This window comes from Acetobacter fallax, assembly GCF_011516735.1.
In the GTDB taxonomy this organism is placed as follows: Bacteria; Pseudomonadota; Alphaproteobacteria; order Acetobacterales; family Acetobacteraceae; genus Acetobacter; species Acetobacter fallax.
Genome location: NZ_WOSX01000010.1, coordinates 63,662 through 81,640, shown reverse-complemented (window position 1 = coordinate 81,640; position 17,979 = coordinate 63,662). Strand labels below are relative to the sequence as shown.

The following is a 17,979-nucleotide window of genomic DNA, read 5'->3' as shown; positions in this document are numbered from 1 at the left end:
TGAATGACAACAGAACTTCCGGAAACCATTTTATTGTCAACAGACCGGAATTCTGAACCCTTCAGACAGCGTGAACTTTGCTCTCACGCTCCCAGAATCGCACCGCACGACAGGCTTTGATGAACCCGTCCGCGTCACCGGCTGAGCCGATCGTAACAAATCCCTTGTCCCGGTCAGATGACTGCAATCCTGCCCGTGTAATCAGCGGATCCGCATCCGGGCCAACACCAATGAACTTGGCATGGGCAAACGCGTCGTTGATGAAATCACGCGCCGTCGCCTCGTTGCCGAGCAACTTCGCTCCGGCGGCGGAAGGCAACAGAACAACCGCATCATAAAGGACGGAAGGGCCACCATTGATCTTCTGGCCAAGAGGTATGGTCGAGCCGTCCGACAACGTCACACCCTGAACCTGCGGACCGACAAGTTCGACGTTTGTCCCCTCGGCCTTTGCCGCGTCCTGAACAGCTTTCAGCAGAGCGGCATCAGTCCCCCCGGTCACCAGCACACCGATTTTGCGACCAGCAAAAGTGGTTGGGCCATTTTTCAGAATGCTGAGGGCAGGAGACGGAGGCAGATTGTCGATGACCGGACGGGCAGGCGGCGCTGCTTCAGGAAGGGGAGCAAGACCAATTCCGTTGGCAACCGATTTTGCAAGATCCTTATCAATATTCAGAAGATGTGAAATCACGCGGGAACGGATCGCGGGAGTCTCCACCTTGCTCAGCTCAAACGTATAGGCCTGCTGGATATGCACCTGCTCGGTCTTCGTCTGGCTGATGTAAAACTGCCGCGCCTGGCTGTAGTGATCGGCAAAAAGCTCTGCCCGTTCACGCCGTGTCTCACCACTCTCCTGAGCGCGATAAGACTGATAGCCCTGCGTCGGGTTCTCGCGCGGGCCGCCAGCTTTCGGTCCCCACGAATTCGGCTCGTAATTGGCCCGTCCTTTCGGATTGTGCATCGCCGCATGACCGTCCTGCTGAAACGTATGGAACGGACATTTCGGCGCATTGACCGGAATATGGGTGAAGTTCGGCCCCCCGAGACGCTTGAGCTGCGTGTCGAGATAAGAGAAGTTCCGGCCCTGAAGCAGAGGATCATTGGTGAAATCGACGCCGGGAACGACATTCTGCGTGCAGAAAGCAACCTGCTCTGTCTCCGCAAAGAAATTGTCCACAACGCGATCGAGCACAAGTCGTCCCACGCGACGCACCGGAACCAGTTCCTCCGGGATCAGCTTGGTGGCATCAAGAATGTCGAAATCGAAACTGTCCGCGAATTCATCATCGAAAAGCTGAACGCCAAGTTCCCATTCCGGGAAATCACCGGAATTGATGGCATCCCACATGTCGCGCCGATGGAAATCAGGATCAGCGCCATTGATCTTCAGAGCTTCGTTCCACACGACGGACTGGAGTCCGGCTTTCGGCTTCCAGTGAAATTTCACATAGGTCGAATTGCCGTCTTTGTTCACAAAGCGGAATGTGTGAACACCAAACCCTTCAATGAACCGCAGGGAACGGGGAATGGCCCGGTCCGACATGGCCCACATGATGGCATGCATCGACTCAGGAGAAAGGGAGACGAAATCCCACAGATTGTCATGCGCGGACTGAGCCTGGGGAAATCCCCGATCCGGCTCTTCCTTGATAGAGTGCACGAAATCCGGAAACTTGATGGCATCCTGAACAAAGAACACCGGAGCATTGTTGCCGACAATATCCCAGTTGCCCTCTTTCGTATAAAGCTTGACGGCAAAACCACGAATATCACGCGGAAGATCAGCAGACCCCCTGCCTCCGGCAACCGTCGAGAGCCGCACAAAGGCCGGAACCCGCTCACCCGGACGCTGAAGCACATCCGCCGTGGTAATGTCGGACAGTGAATCTGTCAGCTCGAAATAGCCATGAGCCCCATATCCGCGCGCATGAACCACCCGCTCGGGAATACGTTCGTGGTCGAAGTGAAAAATCTTCTCGCGGAAATGGAAATCCTCCAGCAAAGCCGGGCCACGCGGACCAGCTCTGAGCGTGTTCTGATCGTCAGCGACCGGTACACCCTGCGCTGTCGTCAGCGTCGGAACCTCTCCTGTTGCCGTCTGATGCGTCTCGCCGCCCTTGCCGCGCCTGATTGTCTGGTCACCAATCGTGACCTGATCATGCTCTGAATTTTTTCCGTTTGTGCTCATGGCGTCCTCCACATCCAGGAGAAACGCGATGCCGCTGCGGATAGTTCCGCGTGCAGGGCAGTCCTGTCAGGCCGTCAGAACCCGCAACAGACTCTCCGAGAACCTGACCGGAGAAAACTCTTCTGAAATCAGGCGCCTCCCCTGGTCAGACCGCTCTCGCCAGAGCCCGTCATCATCGATCAGCTCAACCAGAGCATCCGCAAAAGCTTCAGCGGTGTCAGCAATCCCGCAGGCCGGGCTGATCCCTGTCACGCCCTCCGCACCAACCGGAGTCGTGACAAGGGGTAGTCCGTGATGCAGGGCTTCCAGAACCTTGTTCTTCACCCCCGCGCCAAAACGCAGCGGCACAGCCGCCACGCGTGCTGTCGCGTACAGTCGCTCAAGCTCCTCGTCGCTGATCGCGCCGGTCACAGTTGTCTGGCTGTCGGCCAGAGCGCAGACCGCCGGCGCGGGACCGGAACCCGCCAGGACAAGCCGGGCCTGAGGCGCGCGGGCGCGAACCAGGGGCATGATCGTGTTGTGCAGCCAGAGCGCCGCATCGACATTGGGCGGATGCGCAAACCCGCCAACAAAGAGAATGGTCGCCCCGCCTGTCACGGGCCGGGACGTGTTGTCCGGCGTGAAACAGAACGGCACGATCGTGCGGGCTGGCGCTGCAGGAACAAGATCCCGCACCAGCCTGGCTTCATAGTCAGAAAGATAAATGACGCATTCAAACTGCTGCCACAGCCACATCTCAAGACGCTGCATGGCCAGTGCTTCGTGACGCAGCGCCTCATTCCCTGTTACCTCAGCCTCACGCATCATCCGCAGAAAATGAATGTCATGGCCGTAATAAGAGCGCCTCGCAGCCGTGCCAGCGACAACAAGCGGCAGAAACTCACGGGCAACGACCGGGCGCATGATCATGACATGGTCGAGATCGTCGCCGTTCTGCTCAAGCCATTCCGAAAATGACAGAGGGCAGGTGTGATCGCAGATCTCAACCCCCAGACACTCCAGATCATGGGACCAGGCCGTGCGCTTGCGGTCCATGGGCCAGAATTTCACCAGCCACCCGGCGCCCAGCAAGGCGCGAATGACACAGAGTGTCGCGCGCGATCCCGCGTCCCGGTCAGGTTGGGGAACATAGTGATCGATGATCAGAATCGTCTGCCGGTGACGGCCATGCGCGGCAGCGCGCAGAAGATGAGTGCCGGGCGCAAAGTGGTCAGCCTCCAGAACCGTTTTCCACCGCCGCAGCATAACGTCACGATTGCGGGCCTGGCAGGCTTTGACACCCCTGGTCTCATCCGTTCCGTGCGAGATCCCCTCATGATGAATCACAACAGAGGCTGGTTCGAACACTACCCGGAAACCTGCGGCGCGAACACGAAACGCCAGGTCCGTATCTTCGTAGTAAGCAGGCGCGAAAATCTCGTCGAACCCGTTGAGGGAGTCAAAGAGCGCACGCGATATGGCAATCGAGGCGCCGGAAATATAATCCACATCACGAGGCCAGTTCCAGGCGGCCCGGTCCAGCTCCCGATCGCCGCGCCCGACATTCATGCCGGATGCATCATTCCAGACAATACCACCCGCTTCCTGAAGTGTTCCATCCGCGAACAGGAGTTTTGATCCGGTCAGACCAATGGTGCGGTCTGATTCGAGACGCGTCACAAGAGCATCGAAGGCCCCCGGCAACACCTCAGTGTCGTTATTGAGAAAATGAAAATACGTGCCGCCTGCCATGCGGGCAGCGTCGTTGCTGTTGCGCAGGAAGCCGAGATTGTCCTGTCGCCCGATGAACACAAGCCCCGGAATAGCCGCCAGCGCCGCAACAGCCGGATCACCCGACGCATCTTCCGCCACAAGAACTTCGTAAGAACAGGACGGTGGATTCTGCATGATCGAGCGCAGACAACGCAGCGTGACCGGAACCTGCCCATACACCGGAATGATGATGCTGAGCACAGGATGCGCATAACGGGGAAATCGCAGAGGCGCCTCGTCAGATGTCGCCGTATCCGGCACCTCATCGCTCTCCGCGCAGGAGATGACCTCCGTAATCCGGGGAGGAGAGGTCGTTCCGACGTGTGCCGTGACAGGATCACGACCGAACCGGCCCGCAAAACCGAGAAGGCGGCGTCCCTGACTGACCGCCATGCGCGCCGGCCAGGTCAGGCGCCAGAATGTGCTTCGCTCATAGGAATCGAGATGCCGGCGCAGCTCTTCGATCGTCTTTTCAGAGGTAGAAAACTGGTCGGCGCGTTTGCGGAGCGCATCAAGTTCGGCTCTGAGAGCCTCAGGCAAAAGAGCGGAGGAAGACATCGGCTGCAACGATCCGTTCACCAGGGGGACACGGGAACCGTGCTTCCTGTTGCCTTGTCAGGACATCAGCCTGACGATTCGCCCGAAGCACCGGATCAGGCGGCAATACAACGACCGGGGATGATTGGAAATGGCACCGGCGCGACCATCAGGCCGTGCCGACATTTTCCTGCATATGCGTGATGAGTTCCAGTTCGATTTCGACATCCGGAACATCGAAACCCTTGACCACCATAACGGTGGCCGCCGGACGGTTCGCACCAAGCGCGTTACTGACGAACGGCGCACAGGATGTCAGTTTGCCGGCATCCTTGACGACGTAGATCACGCGCACCACGTCCTGGAGGGAAGCTCCACGTGCAAGAAGCGCCGCGCTGCCTGCCGAGAAAGCAAGACGGCACTGATCGGTGATCCGGTCCGGAAAGCATCCTGAATGACGATCATACCCTCTGATACGACGCAGGCGCAGACCTTTCCGTGCCTGCTCACATCGGGGCAGAATCGACTCGGCAAGTTGTGCCGCATCCTGCGATGCGGTTGTGTCTCCGGCTGCTGTTTCCATGGCTGGCCACCCCTTCCGAAAGGTCACAGAATTGTCATAATCGGCCTTGCCCGAAAAAGGAAGATGTTTCTTTTCGGCAATGCTCCTCAGGCGTAACGGATTGGGATGAGATACTGCGGATGACCATCATGCGGCTCCACGCCTGCTGCGCCGCACGCGGCGAAACCGGCGTGCTCATTCTCGGCGCTCCCGGCACAGGAAAGTCCGATCTGCTCCTCAGGCTGATTGCACGGGGTTACGGGCTGGTCGCGGATGACAGGGTGGAACTGGAGAACGGCGTGGCCCGGGCGCCGGTGGCGCTGCAGGGACTGGTCGAAATGCGGGGCTGGGGAATCGTCCGCCGGTCTTTCACTGAATCGGTGTGTGTGGTCCTGATGGTCCGGCTCACGGGCAACGGCGTTAACGCTCCGCGTCTTCCGGAAATGGATAAGGCGCATGACCCTCAGACAGGCCTTCCCGTAATCTGGCTGGACGGGATGATGGCGTCTTCACCCGACAGGATCGACCTCGCCCTGGACTGCCTGACCGGGCGAGCCCTTCTTCTCCCGCAGGGCGCCATGCTGACCGGAGATGACTAAATTTGACAAAATAGTGTCGAAGGTGTCCCGATCTGATATATTATGTCCGAACGTTACGACAGGCGTTACCGCCGGACGGGCTGCATGACGCAGAGCTATCCGTGATTACTTGCTGCACCGGGCCTGCTGATCCGGTTCAGCTTTGTTTTCGATCTTCGTTTCTCGCGCAGGGTGCTTCTCCGGTTTCATGGTGATACCTCAGACTGCTGACGATACGCCGACGCCACGCCATATTCTGCTTGTCACCGGGCTTTCCGGTGCCGGGAAATCCTCGATTCTGAGGATTCTTGAGGATCTCGGGCATGAAGTCATCGACAATCCGCCCCTCGGAATGCTGGATGAAATCGTGGCGAGAGGCGACAGACCGATTGCCATCGGCGTGGATTCGCGAACACGGGGGTTTGACGCTTCGGCGGTGCTGGCCGCCATTGCGCGTCTGAGACTCAATCCACACCTGCGGACAGAACTTCTCTACGCCACGGCGGACAGAGGCACTCTGCTGCGACGCTATACCACCACCCGTCGCAGGCATCCTCTGGCGCCCCACGGCAGCGTCAAGGAAGGAATAGAAGCCGAGACGGAGCTGACCGCAGAACTGCGCGCCTGTGCCGATATGGTAATCGACACATCGGATCTTTCCGCGCCGGAACTGCGACGGCTGGTCGAAACCCGGTTTGGAAACTGGCATGGCGGTGCGGATGAGGGTCTGACAGTCGTCCTTATGTCCTTTGCCTTTCCGGCAGGACTGCCACGAGAAGCGGACATGGTGTTTGATGCCCGTTTCCTGCGGAATCCGTATTATGATCCCGATCTGGCTCCGATGACCGGTCTGGATCAGCCTGTGGCCGCTTATGTCGCCGCCGACCCTGATTATGAGCCTTTTCTGGGTCAGATCAGCGATATGCTGCATCTGGTCATCCCGCGCTTCGTGCAGGAAGGAAAGAAATACGCCACGATCGCCATTGGCTGCTCCGGTGGCCGGCATCGCTCGGTCACGCTTGTTGAAGCGCTGGCCGAAAAGCTGGCGGCCCGCGAGACATGCGGGACGGATGGTGAGTGGCCGATCGCGGTGGTCCACCGCGAACTGGCGCGTCAGGGCATCGCCGGCCTGAGTACAGCCGCGTGGCGCTGGGTGAGAAAGCCCACTGAGATTGCTACTGACGATTGTATCGAAGTCGGAACAGAAACCGGCTATACAGAGTTAACCGATGAAGCTGGCAGCGCTTCACGGGACAGGAACGAGCACCGATCAATGGTGCGGGGAGACGCATGATAGGCATTATTCTGGTGACCCAGGGCGCGCTGGGCGTGGCTCTGCGGGAAACCATGGAGCATGTTGTCGGTCCGCAGACGCAGCTTGAGACCGTCAGTGTCGGTGCCGATGACGATCTGCAGCAGCGGCGACTCGAACTGGAAGCCCGGATCAGGGAAGTCGATCACGGTGATGGCGTGATGCTGGTGACCGACATGTTCGGCAGCACACCCTCTAACCTTGCCGTTGCGATGATGCTGCCCGGCCGGATCGAGGTTCTCGGTGGTGCCAATCTGCCGATGCTCGTCAAGCTTGCCCAGATGCGTGAAACTCACACGCTGGGCGAATGCACGGCGCTGGCCGAGGAAGCCGCACGTAAATACATCAACTGCGCGTCACATCTGCCGCAGCAATGCCTCGACGGAGCGAGACGCTGCGCGGAAGAAGCCGCCAGCAAAGTCCATACCCTGCATCCTCAGCCTGTCACGGTGTCTCCGCCTCCGGTCACGGTGCCCCGAAGAGCTGTCAGCTGAATGACAGCGTCAGCTTCAGTGCAGTCAGAGGAAATCACGCGCCTGGTGACCATCGTCAACGTGAAAGGACTGCATGCCCGCGCCTCGGCAAAATTCGTTTCCGTGGCGGAACTCTGGGCCGCAGATATCAGCGTGACTTACGAACAGGAAACCGTTCCGGCCTGCTCGATCATGGGGCTGATGATGCTTGGTGCCGGCGTCGGTGCTACAATCACCCTCCGGGCGACGGGGCCGCAGGCAGAAGAAGCGCTGTCAGCGCTTGCAGAACTTGTTGAGGCGGGTTTCGACGAAGGCGAATAAGAATAAAAACGGCGGATGCAGGCATGGGCCTCGCTGGGACACGGTGACCGGAACCGCCACGGGAACTGCAGGTTGGCGAATCCATGACCAGGTCATCACGTAGCAGCACGGCACGAAGTCCCGCAGAAGGTGCGCACGTTGCATCCCCGGGGCGACGACGGGGCGCGGAAAGTGGCAGCGAAAGCAGTGCGGCAACCGAACGGCAGTTTCAGGGCGAGCCGGTCAGCCCGGGTTTCGCAATCGGGCCGGCTTTCATCACCGGCGAAGATCCCACGCCTGAACCTGATAATTGCCGGAGCACGCTGAGTCCCGATCAGGAACGGGAGCGGTTCAGCGAAGCGGTCGGGCGCTCAATCACTCAGCTGACAAAACTTCGCGGAAAACTCGCTTTGCTGCCAGAGGAAAGCCAGGTCGAGATCGGACCGCTTCTGGATGTCTATCAGCGCATGCTCGGGCCTTCACGGCTGCAACGCGGCGTGATGTCCCGGATTGATGACGGGTTGACAGCCGAGGCCGCCGTACATGATGAGACGGAAGCACTGGCCAGAGTGATGCTGGTGCCGCCTGATGGAGAAAAGCTGCGCGGCGAGGATGCCGCCGCCGCAGAACGGCGGGCCGGTGAGTTTCGCGAAGTCGGGCGCCGTCTGATCCGTAATCTGATGCGAACCCCCTTTCTTGCTCTGGGACAGTTCCCTGACGGAGCCGTTCTGGTCGCCGAAACGCTGCGTCCCGCTGATGCCGCGCTGATCGACCCCTCCCGCGTTGCCGCTGTCGTCCTGGAAAATGGCGGGACGACGGGCCACACAGCCATCATGCTCCGTGCTTTGGGTATTCCGTCAGTGATTGCCGTCCATGGCATTCTGAATGGTCTCGCTGAAGGAACCACGCTGGTGATCGACGGCGATACCGGTCGCGTCATCTGTGACCCCGCGCCAAAAACGATCAGGCAGGCACGCCGCCATGTTTCAGCCTATGCGCGGGAACGACAGCAACTCGGGCGCCTGCGGCGGTTGTCATCGCGCATGGCCAGCGGAGAAAAAATCCAGCTTCAGGCAAATCTTGAACTTCCGGCCGAGCTACCGCTGATCGCACAGTCAGGTGCTGCCGGAATCGGGCTTCTGCGTACTGAATTCCTGTTCATCAATGCCGAAACGCTGCCCGATGAGGCGGCGCAATACGAGATTTATTCGGGTGTGGTCTCGGCCATGGGCTCTGACCCGACAACAATCCGGGTACTGGACTGGGGCGGCGAAAAGCAGAGCGAAGCGCTGACGCGGATCGGTTTTTCCGGTGATGATGAAGACAACGAAAATCCCGCTCTTGGTCTGCGCGGCATCCGTCTGCTGCTATTGCACCCGACCCTGCTGGAGACCCAGTTCGCCGCGATCCTCCGGGCCTCGGCGAAAGGGCCGGTGCAGGTTCTGCTCCCGATGATCACGCTGGCCGGAGAAATCGTCGCTGCCCGCGAGATCTACGAACGTGTGGCAAGACGGCTGAAACGAAAAGGGGTTGAAATCGGCGATCCCCTTCCGCCACTCGGCGCGATGATCGAAACACCCGCGGCCGCTCTGACGGCGGAGGCGCTGGCCCGGTATGTCGATTTTCTCGCCATCGGGACGAACGATCTCACAATGTACACACTCGCCACAGACAGAGCATCGGCGGAAGTGGCATCACTGTATGATCCCCTGCACCCCGCCGTTCTGACGATGATTTCAGGCGTGGTCACGGCGGCCCTGCACGAGCGAAAACCTGTGTCGCTCTGCGGGGAAATTGCCGGCGATCCGCGTATCACACCCTTGCTGATCGGCCTCGGCCTGCGGTCTCTTTCCATGACGGCCTCAGCCGTGCCGCGTGTCAAACAGGTGGTACGTTCCTCCCGTTATGAGGATTGTCACCGGCTCGCACGGCGCATTCTGGCTGAAACCGAGGGAGAGGAAATCCGGCGTTTGCTTGAGGAATTCCGGGAAGGGTAGGGGGCATCACGGGGGCCTCGCCTGGCTCCCCGGCTAAGGCACGCCTTCGCATCAAAGCTTTGTTGTCATTCAGTGCCGGCATCTTCTCAGGGCTTTGCCCTGGAACCCACCAAAGGTCACAGACCTCTGGAAACCCATTTTATTGTAAATAAATCGGGGTGCAGGGACCTGCGGTCCCTGCCGGGTTCGGGCAGAGCCCGGATTCTTCTAACCATTTGAAAAATCACAAATAAAAACGTAACAACAGAGCCATTCCAAAGGTCTGAGACCTTTGGTAGTCATCACGGGCAAAGCCCTGAGAAGATGCCAGCGCCCGCGTCACAGCCCCCGACACATTACCCCGAACGCCACCCCGGCGAACGCTCCGCCAGCCAGCGCCGCAATGCCAGAACCCCCGACAGATCCGGCGTCAGACTGCGGTAGAACGTCGCAACATCCGGCCCGGCCAGAGCACGTGTGTCACCCGCTTTCGCCATAGCCATGACGTCCGGGCGCAGGGCCGCAAGCTGAGCGGCATGCCGCCACCGCGCCGTCTGAGCCGGAGGGGTCAGCATGGGCAGCACAAGGGCCGCATCCATTCCCGCCGCCGCCGCAGTGCTGCAACAGGCCTGGTAAAGCGGATGCTGCGGCGCATGCCCGCGTAACGCCATGTAGCGGCTGGCAAAATCAGGCAGATCACTGTCTGCCTGCTGGCCAAGAGCAAAGAGAACCTCAAATCCTTCCTGCGCGAGACTGCTCAGCATGTCAGACTGTGCCGCCGCAGCCGGTAACTGGACCACGTCGACTTCACCTTTCCGGAGCGCGTCGAGCGCGGCTTCAGATGAGGCAAGGCCGCTGACGGGAACCGGACGCATCGACAGGATGGTCATGGCCAGAAGGGTCGGCAGTTCAGGTCCGTCCGGAGTCGAGACCGCAATACGAACCGGATGATCCCCGAGAAACATGCGGAATGAACGGCGAAAATTGACCCGTCCTATCACCACAGGAGAACCGACGCTCAGAAAGACCGGCAACCAGCGCTGATAGTCGAAATGAACCCGGGAACTCCCGGCAAGAGCCGCCAGAATTGCCGCCCCTGGCACCAGCAGGGTGGTGATCGTCTCGCCGCCGCTCTGGGATTCAAATTTGTTAGCGCCCGTAACCCCGTCCCGTCCGGCCGAGGATTGCACCGAAATGAGACCATCCGTGGGCAGAGCCTCAGAAAAAGCCGGAGCAAGAACAGGGGCCCATCGGGCAGGACCGCTGGTGCCGGCCACGATCATCGTCGGCGTCCCGATTATCGGAGCCGGGCGCGATGCGGCGATCGTCTGAAAACCGCTCAGTCGATTCGGCTGCGCTGCTTCGGCACGGGATGTCGCCCCGACCCTCAGGGCCGTGGCACCCGTCATCAGGGAAAGAGACGCGCGAAGGACCGAACGTCGCGTCGCCGAAAGGGGCGGGCGAGTCACGGTGGATGCGCTCTGAATATCCGGGCCGGGCGCGACGGCATGTCTGCTCCTTTCGTCTTCAGTTATCGTCTGGTCTGCGTGATCACCGGATATCGTGCATCGTACTTTCGCTGATATTCCGTAAAACCCGATCAAGGCCGGATCATGGCCATCTCACCTCAGGTGGCAGACTCATCAGAATCGCCTCCGTGTGGCCGCCCGTTTTCAGGCCGAACAATGTGCCGCGGTCATGCAGGAGGTTGAATTCAACATACCGGCCACGACGGATCAGCTGCGCCTCGCGTTCCTCCGGCGTCCACGGCTCCATCATGCGAGACCGGATGATCTCCGGATAAGTCTCAAGAAAAGCCAGCCCCACATCGCGGGTAAAAGCGAAGTCCATCTCCGGATGACCGCTGTTGAGGTGGTCGTAGAAAATCCCGCCCAGCCCACGCGGTTCCATGCGGTGAGGCAGATAAAAGTATTTGTCGCACCACGCTTTGAAGCGGGGATAATATTCCGGGTCATGCCGCGCACAGGCACGCTCAAAACCAGCATGGAACCGAGCCGCGTCCTCCTGTGCTTCCGCGCTCTCAGGAAACATAGGGGTGATGTCGCCACCACCGCCAAACCAGCCCCGCGTGGTCACGATCATCCGCGTGTTAAAATGCGCCGCAGGCACCAGCGGACTGCTCATATGAGCCACCAGGCTGATGCCGGTCGCAAAAAACCGGGGATCTTCAGAAGCGCCGGGGATATTCTTTCGAAATTCAGGACTGAACTCGCCCTCAACGGTGGAAACATTGACGCCCACCTTCTCGAAGACACGTCCACGCATCAGGCTCATCACACCGCCGCCTTCAGTGTGTGCCCCCGCATCCGGCTCGCGCTGCCACGGCGTACGCTCAAAGCGCCCGGCCGTCTCCCGTCCGGGCAGAGCAGGAGAGAGCCGCGCGGTCGCCTCATCCTCAATGGCCTCAAAAACACCGCAGATCCGGTCGCGCAACGTCTCGAACCACTGCCGGGCCTGCGGCTTAAGCGCCTCATAAGCCTGCCTGGTGGCTTCGGAGGCACCCGATTCAGTCCCGCCAGCCTCGCCGTTTTTCACCGCTTCCATCTCAGCCATGGCCGGTTTTCTCCTGCTCTGGTCTCATCCGTCCCGGCGACCAGCATCCCGTTCCGCCAGCCGCACCGCTCCTCATTCCCGACAGATCGACGGGTTCACGAACGCGACAAGGGGTGCGCTATCCCGTAAATCATTGCAAGAGCGGGTCGGCCGCCGCTAAACACGCGGCGACCGGATCGAAGCCGGACTATGCAGACCGGCCGTGAATGCGATCGGAAAACGGGGAGCAGCAATGGCGGGTCCGCCTTCCAGACATACGGCAGAAACCGGTGCCACCGGCGATGACAGCCCGCAGAACAGCGACATGACAGGATTTTCCGGCTGGCTGGACGCCCGCCTGCCCGTGGTGAGTGCGTTTCGCACCGAATATATCCGCTTCCCGATGCCGCGCTCGCTGAACGCGCTCTGGACAGTCGGCGCCATGCTCACAGTCGTGCTGGTGCTGATGCTGCTGTCCGGTCTCGCGCTGGCAATGAATTACACGCCCACCGCAGCAGGCGCTTTCGCCTCCGTGGAAGCTATTGAACGCCGCCTCCCGGCAGGATGGCTGCTGCGTTCAATGCATATGACCGGCGCCAGCCTCTTTCTCGCCGCGCTGTATGTACACCTGTTTCGCGGACTCTATTACGGCTCCTACAAGGCCCCGCGTGAAGTGTTGTGGCTGATCGGCGTCGCGCTGCTGGCAATGGTGATGGTCACGGCCTTCGCGGGATACGTCCTCCCCTGGGGCCAGATGTCCTACTGGGGCGCCGATGTCGCAGGCAAAGCCATCGGTGCCGTGCCCGGGATCGGCCCGTTTCTTGAACGTCTGTTCCTCGGCGGCGATCAGCCCGGTGATGTAACGCTCCATCATCTGTTCGTGCTGCATTTCACCCTGGCGTTCGGTATCGTCGGCATCGTCGGACTGCACCTCGCGGCCCTGCATGTCGCAGGTCCGGGAAACCCCACGGGCCTGCCGGCAAAAGAACCCGAACAGACATTGCCGTTCCATCCCTATTTCACGGTGAAAGATGGCCTCGGCCTTGTCGTGTTCGCACTCATCTTCGCGGCCGTCCTCTTCTTCTTCCCGACGCTGATCTCCGAGCCCGAGAATTATCGCCCCGCCAACCCGCTGCACACACCGGCTGATATCGAACCCGAGTGGTATTTCCTGCCCTTCTACGGAATCCTCCAGTCAATCCCGTCCAAATTCGGCGGCCTGGTGGCCTCTGTCGGCGCCATTCTGGTGCTGTTCATCACCCCATGGCTGGACACATCACCCATCCGCTCCGCCCGCAACCGCCCGGTTTACCGGATCGGGATGATCGCCCTGGTCATGTCCTTCATTCTTCTGGGATTTGCCGGAAAGCACCATGTGGAAGGCGCCTGGCTTTACGTCGGCCAGCTCGCCACACTTTATTACTACCTGCATTTCCTCGTGCTGATGCCGCTGGTCTCGCGCCGTGAAAATGCCGCGCTGGCCTACGGCTCGATGATCCGGGTGGGAGACGCGCGGTGACGACCATTCTGTCCGGATATGCAGCCGCCATAACGCTGGCCGCAGGGCTTTTCATCGGCGTCAGTCAGCCGGCCGCCGCCGATCCGCCCTCCCATGACCAGGCGCCGCATCAGCACTGGAGCTTTGACGGTCCGCTGGGTAATTTTGACCTCGCCAGCGTGCAGCGTGGCTACGCGGTCTATGCAGAAATCTGTTCTGTATGCCACGGTATGCAGCATGTTCGGTTCGGCGATCTCGCCGGCATGGGACTGAACGCCGCGCAGGTCCAGGCCATCGCGGCCAGTCACAAAATTCCGGACGGGATCGGCACAGACGGTGCCCCCGCCATGCGCTCCGCAACCGCCGATGATTCCTTCCCAACCCCGCCGATCGCTCAGGGACTGATCCCCGGCGCCGTGATTCCGCCGGATCAGTCGCGGCTCGCGGAAGTCTATCCCGGCGGGCCAGACCGGATCTACGCGCTGCTGACAGGATACGGCCCGCCCCCGGCCGGTGTGACCCCGCCGCCAGGTCTGTTCTACAACCGTTTCGCCCAGGCGCGTGCCATCGCGATGCCGCCCCCGCTCAGTGACGACGCCATTGAATATGCCGATGGCACAAAAGCAACGACGGAGCAGGAAGCCAGGGACGTTACGACCTTCCTCGCCTGGGTGGCGCAGCCCCACCTGGCCGAACGGCATCGGACGGGCGTTCGCGTCATGCTCTACCTGGTGTTCCTCGGCGTGCTTCTTTTTTTCCTGAAACGGAGACTCTGGTCCAATGTCCACTAAAACCGCTCATCCGGTTCACCCGGTTATCGGCATCATCGGCGGTTCGGGCCTGTACGACATCGCCGGTCTCCAGAATAAGGAATGGCGAACGGTCGAAACTCCCTGGGGACTACCGTCCGACAAGCTCCTGTTCGGCACGCTGGACGGCTTCCGCTGCGTCTTCCTGCCCCGCCACGGACGCGGCCATCCGCTGCCGCCGTCACGTCTGAATTACCGCGCCAATATCGCGGCGATGAAGATCGCCGGCGCGACAGACATCATCTCACTTTCTGCCGTTGGCTCCCTGCGCGAGGATCTTCCACCGGGTCATTTCGTGATCGTCGACCAGTTCATCGACCGCACGTTTGCCCGCGAAAAAAGCTTTTTTGACACCGGCTGCGTCGCTCATGTCTCCGTGGCCGATCCCGTCTGCCCCCGGATCGGCGATGTGGCCGAGGCGAAACTGAAGGAACTCGGCATCGCGCACACGCGCGGCGGAACCTATCTGGTGATGGAAGGCCCGCAGTTTTCCACCCGTGCCGAAAGCGAGCTGTACCGGATCTGGGGCTGTGCCGTCATCGGCATGACCAACATGCCGGAAGCCAAACTCGCCCGTGAAGCCGAGCTCTGCTACGCAACCGTTGCCATGGTAACCGATTATGACTGCTGGCACGAAGGTCATGACAGCGTCACCGTCGATGCCGTCGTCAAAGTGATGCACGCCAACGCAGATCGCGCCCGCTCCCTGATCAGCGCCATGATTCCCGATCTGGGCAAGACACGCGGACTCTGCCCCGCCGGCTGCGACCGTGCGCTGGAACACGCCCTGATCACCGCACCGGCAAAGCGTGATCCGTCCCTGCTCAGCCAGCTTGAGGTGATCGCCGGACGCGTGCTGTCAGTCTGACGATCGCTCAACCAGTCTGATGTAAAATAAAGCGTGTCTCTGCCCTGAACCCAGGCAAAGGCGCCTTTTTGCAAAGGGTTAGAAGAATTCGGGCTCTGCCCGAACCCGGCAGGGACCGCAGGCCCCTGCACCCCGATTGATTAATAATAAAATGGTTTCCAAAGGTCTGTGACCTTTGGTGGGTTCCAGGGCAAAGCCCTGGGAAGGAGCCAGCACGTAACACTAACGGAGCCCATACAGGACAGCCCCCGGAAAATCACCAAAGCATCGCCGGAGAAGAGACACCTATTTTCTCCACATAACACGCGCGGCACATGCGCTGCGCCGGACCATGTGGAGATCAGTCCCTGATGACTCAGCGTAAACTCGGCAAAAAGCCGGCGCGCCTCGACCCAAGAACATACAAACTCACCGGACCAATGGCCTTCCGCCTGCCGGAACCGCCCCCTGCCGCCAACTGGGCGCAGGACGTGCAGTGGCCCATGTGGTGCAACGACACCCTCGGCTGCTGCACCCAGGTCTCCGTCGCGTCCGCCATCCGCAGCTGGACCGGAGCCGCACTGACCCCCGTCGCGCTCAGCGACCAGGAGGTTATCGATAATTACAGCGCCGAATCAGGCTACGTCCCGGGTAATCCGGCAACCGATCAGGGCGGCGTGGAAGTCGATGTCCTGTCCCGCTGGTGCCGTGTCGGATACGAACGCCCCGGCCAGACCCGGGATTATCTGACCGCATACGGCTACATCAACCCACGCGATACAGCGTCCGTCCATCGGGCCATCGCCATGCTCGGCGGCCTTTATATCGGTCTCTCGCTGCCAGAGTATGCCTGTGAAGGGAATAATGACTGGGTCATCGATCCCCAGGCCGACAACACCATCGCCGGCGGCCACGCTGTCTGGATTCACGGCTATGACCCAGACTGGCTCTACCTCAATACCTGGGGCGCGCCACGACGCATGTCATACCAGTTCTTCGCCGCATTCTGCGATGAGGCATACGGGCTGATCTCACGCCAGAACTGGACAACGATACGCGGCGTCTCGCCTGAAGATGAGTCGCCCGACAGCCTCGTCGAGGAACTGAAAGCAACCGCCTAGCCCGCGTCACCCCAGGCAATTGCTTTCAGACGCGCCGGCAACGCCACACCAATGGTGTGGCCGGCATTCAGTGTCACCAGACCATCGCGCCGGAGGCCACTCAGCGTCCGGCTGACAGTCTCCACCGTAAGACCAAGAAAATCGGCGATATCGGCGCGCGTCATCGGAAAACTGATCCGTGCATCGGCCGGTATTGCGTCGCCATAATGGACCTCAAGCTGACCATAGAGAAAGCTGGCCACGCGCTCCCGTGCCGTCTTGCGGCCCAGTAAAAGCATCTGATCCTGAGCGGCAACAAGCTCGTTCGCCGCCTCCGCGAGAAGCCGGCGCTCCATGCGCGGAAATTCCTCGATCATGCTTTCGAGCTTCGGCCGGGAGAAACGACACAGCCTGACCTGATCAATCGCCTCCGCGCCAAACGCATAGCGATCAGACACAGCCAGCCCGAGAAAATGACCGACGCTGACAAAGCCGGTGATCTGACGGCGCCCGTCAGGCAGCGATTTGAAGAGTTTGACCGTGCCACCGGTGATATTGAAAAAATCGGTGGCCCGCGAACCTTCTTCGATAAAAATATGACCCGGCGGAACCGCCATGCGGACCGCGGCGCGTGCAAGGAGTTCGAGTTCATCGTCACGCAGGGCGCTGCAAATGCCATTGGCGCGAACTTCGCACACCGAGCAGTTGGTGCAGCCCTCCATTCCCGCAATAACAAAGCGTCTTGGGCGGCCCGATGTATTTTCCGCAGTCAGGGAAGGCGGCATCGTCTTTTCCTTCTCCCTGGTATCAGAGGGCAGTGAACCGGGGTGATCTTTAGCGCGAACGTGCGCAGATCACATCCCCTGTCTGCAAATAACAGCGTTGACCTAAATCATTGCTTATCGCGAGTGATCCTGGCACCCGAAACGATAACACCTGCTTCAGCAGGTCAGCCTGCGGGAGTATAAACAGCGGTGACAGGAGACGAGGACGTTGTTTCCATTGTGGTCGCCCCGATGTTTCTGGCAGATGTTCCCCTCGTTTTTCCGTTGTTACAGCTCCACGACCCGGACCTGAGCATGCGTGCGTGGCGCCGCAGGGGAGCGCGGCTGGCACAGACTGGTGAGCCAAAGAAAAATGGCGTTATTCTGGCACGTTACGCGAAATGGCATGGCCCATGCGGCGCGGCATTCTACCGCGTCGGGAGCGAAAATGCGCGCCGGAAACGCCTGCTTTCGGTCGAGGTGGTGACCGTCGCGATGCTCGGTTCCGTATGGCCGGTCATGCAGGCCCTGACCCGCGCCAGCACGCGCATCGCCCTCCGGATGGGATGCGACGAGACACGTTTCCATGTCGGTACGAAAGACCAGGCGCTCATCTCAAGGCTGTGCGCCGATGGTTTCGCCGATGGCGTGATTCTGTTGCATAAAAATCTCACCTCACCGGAACTTGCGAAGAATTGATCCAGATCAAGGTCGCCCCGCATAAGGCATG

The 17,979-nt window shown here is 60.4% G+C and carries 16 protein-coding genes; 10 read left to right on the top strand and 6 right to left on the bottom strand.

Annotated features, from left to right (window positions below):
* Positions 1-61: 61 nt before the first annotated feature.
* The 3 genes from GOB85_RS07500 to GOB85_RS07490 form a co-directional block, all read right to left on the bottom strand.
* Complete coding sequence (locus GOB85_RS07500; RefSeq protein ID WP_173576901.1) at positions 62-2,188, bottom strand: catalase; 2,127 nt, start codon at positions 2,186-2,188, stop codon at positions 62-64.
* Between the two features lie 66 nt (positions 2,189-2,254).
* Complete coding sequence (locus tag GOB85_RS07495) at positions 2,255-4,498, bottom strand: glycosyltransferase (RefSeq protein ID WP_173576902.1); 2,244 nt, start codon at positions 4,496-4,498, stop codon at positions 2,255-2,257.
* Between the two features lie 148 nt (positions 4,499-4,646).
* The gene (locus GOB85_RS07490; protein WP_173576903.1) at positions 4,647-5,060 is read right to left on the bottom strand and encodes a Rid family hydrolase; all 414 of its coding nucleotides are present in this window, start codon (positions 5,058-5,060) and stop codon (positions 4,647-4,649) included.
* A gap of 119 nt (positions 5,061-5,179) precedes the next feature.
* Between GOB85_RS07490 and GOB85_RS07485 the strand changes: the two genes are divergently transcribed.
* The 5 genes from GOB85_RS07485 to ptsP all read left to right on the top strand — a co-directional run bounded on the left by GOB85_RS07485 (position 5,180) and on the right by ptsP (position 9,699).
* The gene (locus tag GOB85_RS07485) at positions 5,180-5,638 is read left to right on the top strand and encodes an HPr kinase/phosphorylase (RefSeq protein WP_173576904.1); all 459 of its coding nucleotides are present in this window, start codon (positions 5,180-5,182) and stop codon (positions 5,636-5,638) included.
* A 187-nt stretch (positions 5,639-5,825) separates the two neighbouring features.
* Entirely contained in the window at positions 5,826-6,911 is a 1,086-nt protein-coding gene (rapZ, locus tag GOB85_RS07480; RefSeq protein WP_173576905.1) for an RNase adapter RapZ, read from the top strand.
* Positions 6,908-7,423 carry a PTS sugar transporter subunit IIA gene (locus GOB85_RS07475; protein WP_173576906.1) on the top strand — a complete coding sequence of 172 codons (516 nt, stop codon included), beginning with the start codon at positions 6,908-6,910 and terminating at the stop codon, positions 7,421-7,423. The genes rapZ and GOB85_RS07475 overlap by 4 nt, the downstream gene beginning before the upstream one ends.
* Positions 7,424-7,723, top strand: coding sequence for an HPr family phosphocarrier protein (locus tag GOB85_RS07470; RefSeq protein WP_173576907.1), 300 nt, complete (start codon positions 7,424-7,426; stop codon positions 7,721-7,723).
* Between the two features lie 83 nt (positions 7,724-7,806).
* Entirely contained in the window at positions 7,807-9,699 is a 1,893-nt protein-coding gene (gene ptsP, locus GOB85_RS07465; protein WP_173576908.1) for a phosphoenolpyruvate--protein phosphotransferase, read from the top strand.
* Between the two features lie 335 nt (positions 9,700-10,034).
* Here the strand turns inward: ptsP and GOB85_RS07460 are convergent, their stop codons facing one another.
* The gene (locus GOB85_RS07460) at positions 10,035-11,147 is read right to left on the bottom strand and encodes a hypothetical protein (RefSeq protein ID WP_173576909.1); all 1,113 of its coding nucleotides are present in this window, start codon (positions 11,145-11,147) and stop codon (positions 10,035-10,037) included.
* Between the two features lie 142 nt (positions 11,148-11,289).
* Positions 11,290-12,252 (bottom strand): oxygen-dependent coproporphyrinogen oxidase, encoded by a 963-nt coding sequence (hemF, locus tag GOB85_RS07455; protein ID WP_242011349.1) that lies wholly within the window; start codon positions 12,250-12,252, stop codon positions 11,290-11,292.
* A 232-nt stretch (positions 12,253-12,484) separates the two neighbouring features.
* Between hemF and GOB85_RS07450 the strand changes: the two genes are divergently transcribed.
* From GOB85_RS07450 to GOB85_RS07435, 4 genes are all read left to right on the top strand, one after another.
* Positions 12,485-13,750 (top strand): cytochrome b, encoded by a 1,266-nt coding sequence (locus tag GOB85_RS07450; RefSeq protein WP_456304243.1) that lies wholly within the window; start codon positions 12,485-12,487, stop codon positions 13,748-13,750.
* Entirely contained in the window at positions 13,747-14,520 is a 774-nt protein-coding gene (locus tag GOB85_RS07445) for a cytochrome c1 (RefSeq protein ID WP_338421670.1), read from the top strand. The genes GOB85_RS07450 and GOB85_RS07445 overlap by 4 nt, the downstream gene beginning before the upstream one ends.
* A complete protein-coding gene (locus GOB85_RS07440) occupies positions 14,510-15,406 on the top strand; it encodes an S-methyl-5'-thioadenosine phosphorylase (protein ID WP_173576910.1) in 897 nt (298 codons plus the stop codon). Before GOB85_RS07445 ends, GOB85_RS07440 begins: the two co-directional genes overlap by 11 nt.
* Positions 15,407-15,756: 350 nt before the next feature.
* Complete coding sequence (locus GOB85_RS07435) at positions 15,757-16,506, top strand: C1 family peptidase (RefSeq protein ID WP_173576911.1); 750 nt, start codon at positions 15,757-15,759, stop codon at positions 16,504-16,506.
* Here the strand turns inward: GOB85_RS07435 and GOB85_RS07430 are convergent.
* Positions 16,503-17,270 (bottom strand): Crp/Fnr family transcriptional regulator, encoded by a 768-nt coding sequence (locus GOB85_RS07430; protein WP_173576912.1) that lies wholly within the window; start codon positions 17,268-17,270, stop codon positions 16,503-16,505. The genes GOB85_RS07435 and GOB85_RS07430 overlap by 4 nt on opposite strands.
* A gap of 189 nt (positions 17,271-17,459) precedes the next feature.
* Between GOB85_RS07430 and GOB85_RS07425 the strand changes: the two genes are divergently transcribed.
* Positions 17,460-17,948, top strand: coding sequence for a hypothetical protein (locus tag GOB85_RS07425; protein ID WP_173576913.1), 489 nt, complete (start codon positions 17,460-17,462; stop codon positions 17,946-17,948).
* Positions 17,949-17,979: the final 31 nt, after the last annotated feature.

Coding starts and splice junctions, on each gene's coding strand:
- GOB85_RS07500 (WP_173576901.1), bottom strand. CDS start 2,188: ATGAGCACAAACGGAAAAAATTCAGAGCATGATCAGGTCACGATTGGT.
- GOB85_RS07495 (WP_173576902.1), bottom strand. CDS start 4,498: ATGTCTTCCTCCGCTCTTTTGCCTGAGGCTCTCAGAGCCGAACTTGAT.
- GOB85_RS07490 (WP_173576903.1), bottom strand. CDS start 5,060: ATGGAAACAGCAGCCGGAGACACAACCGCATCGCAGGATGCGGCACAA.
- GOB85_RS07485 (WP_173576904.1), top strand. CDS start 5,180: ATGACCATCATGCGGCTCCACGCCTGCTGCGCCGCACGCGGCGAAACC.
- rapZ (WP_173576905.1), top strand. CDS start 5,826: ATGGTGATACCTCAGACTGCTGACGATACGCCGACGCCACGCCATATT.
- GOB85_RS07475 (WP_173576906.1), top strand. CDS start 6,908: ATGATAGGCATTATTCTGGTGACCCAGGGCGCGCTGGGCGTGGCTCTG.
- GOB85_RS07470 (WP_173576907.1), top strand. CDS start 7,424: ATGACAGCGTCAGCTTCAGTGCAGTCAGAGGAAATCACGCGCCTGGTG.
- ptsP (WP_173576908.1), top strand. CDS start 7,807: ATGACCAGGTCATCACGTAGCAGCACGGCACGAAGTCCCGCAGAAGGT.
- hemF (WP_242011349.1), bottom strand. CDS start 12,252: ATGGCTGAGATGGAAGCGGTGAAAAACGGCGAGGCTGGCGGGACTGAA.
- GOB85_RS07450 (WP_456304243.1), top strand. CDS start 12,485: ATGGCGGGTCCGCCTTCCAGACATACGGCAGAAACCGGTGCCACCGGC.
- GOB85_RS07440 (WP_173576910.1), top strand. CDS start 14,510: ATGTCCACTAAAACCGCTCATCCGGTTCACCCGGTTATCGGCATCATC.
- GOB85_RS07435 (WP_173576911.1), top strand. CDS start 15,757: ATGACTCAGCGTAAACTCGGCAAAAAGCCGGCGCGCCTCGACCCAAGA.
- GOB85_RS07430 (WP_173576912.1), bottom strand. CDS start 17,270: ATGCCGCCTTCCCTGACTGCGGAAAATACATCGGGCCGCCCAAGACGC.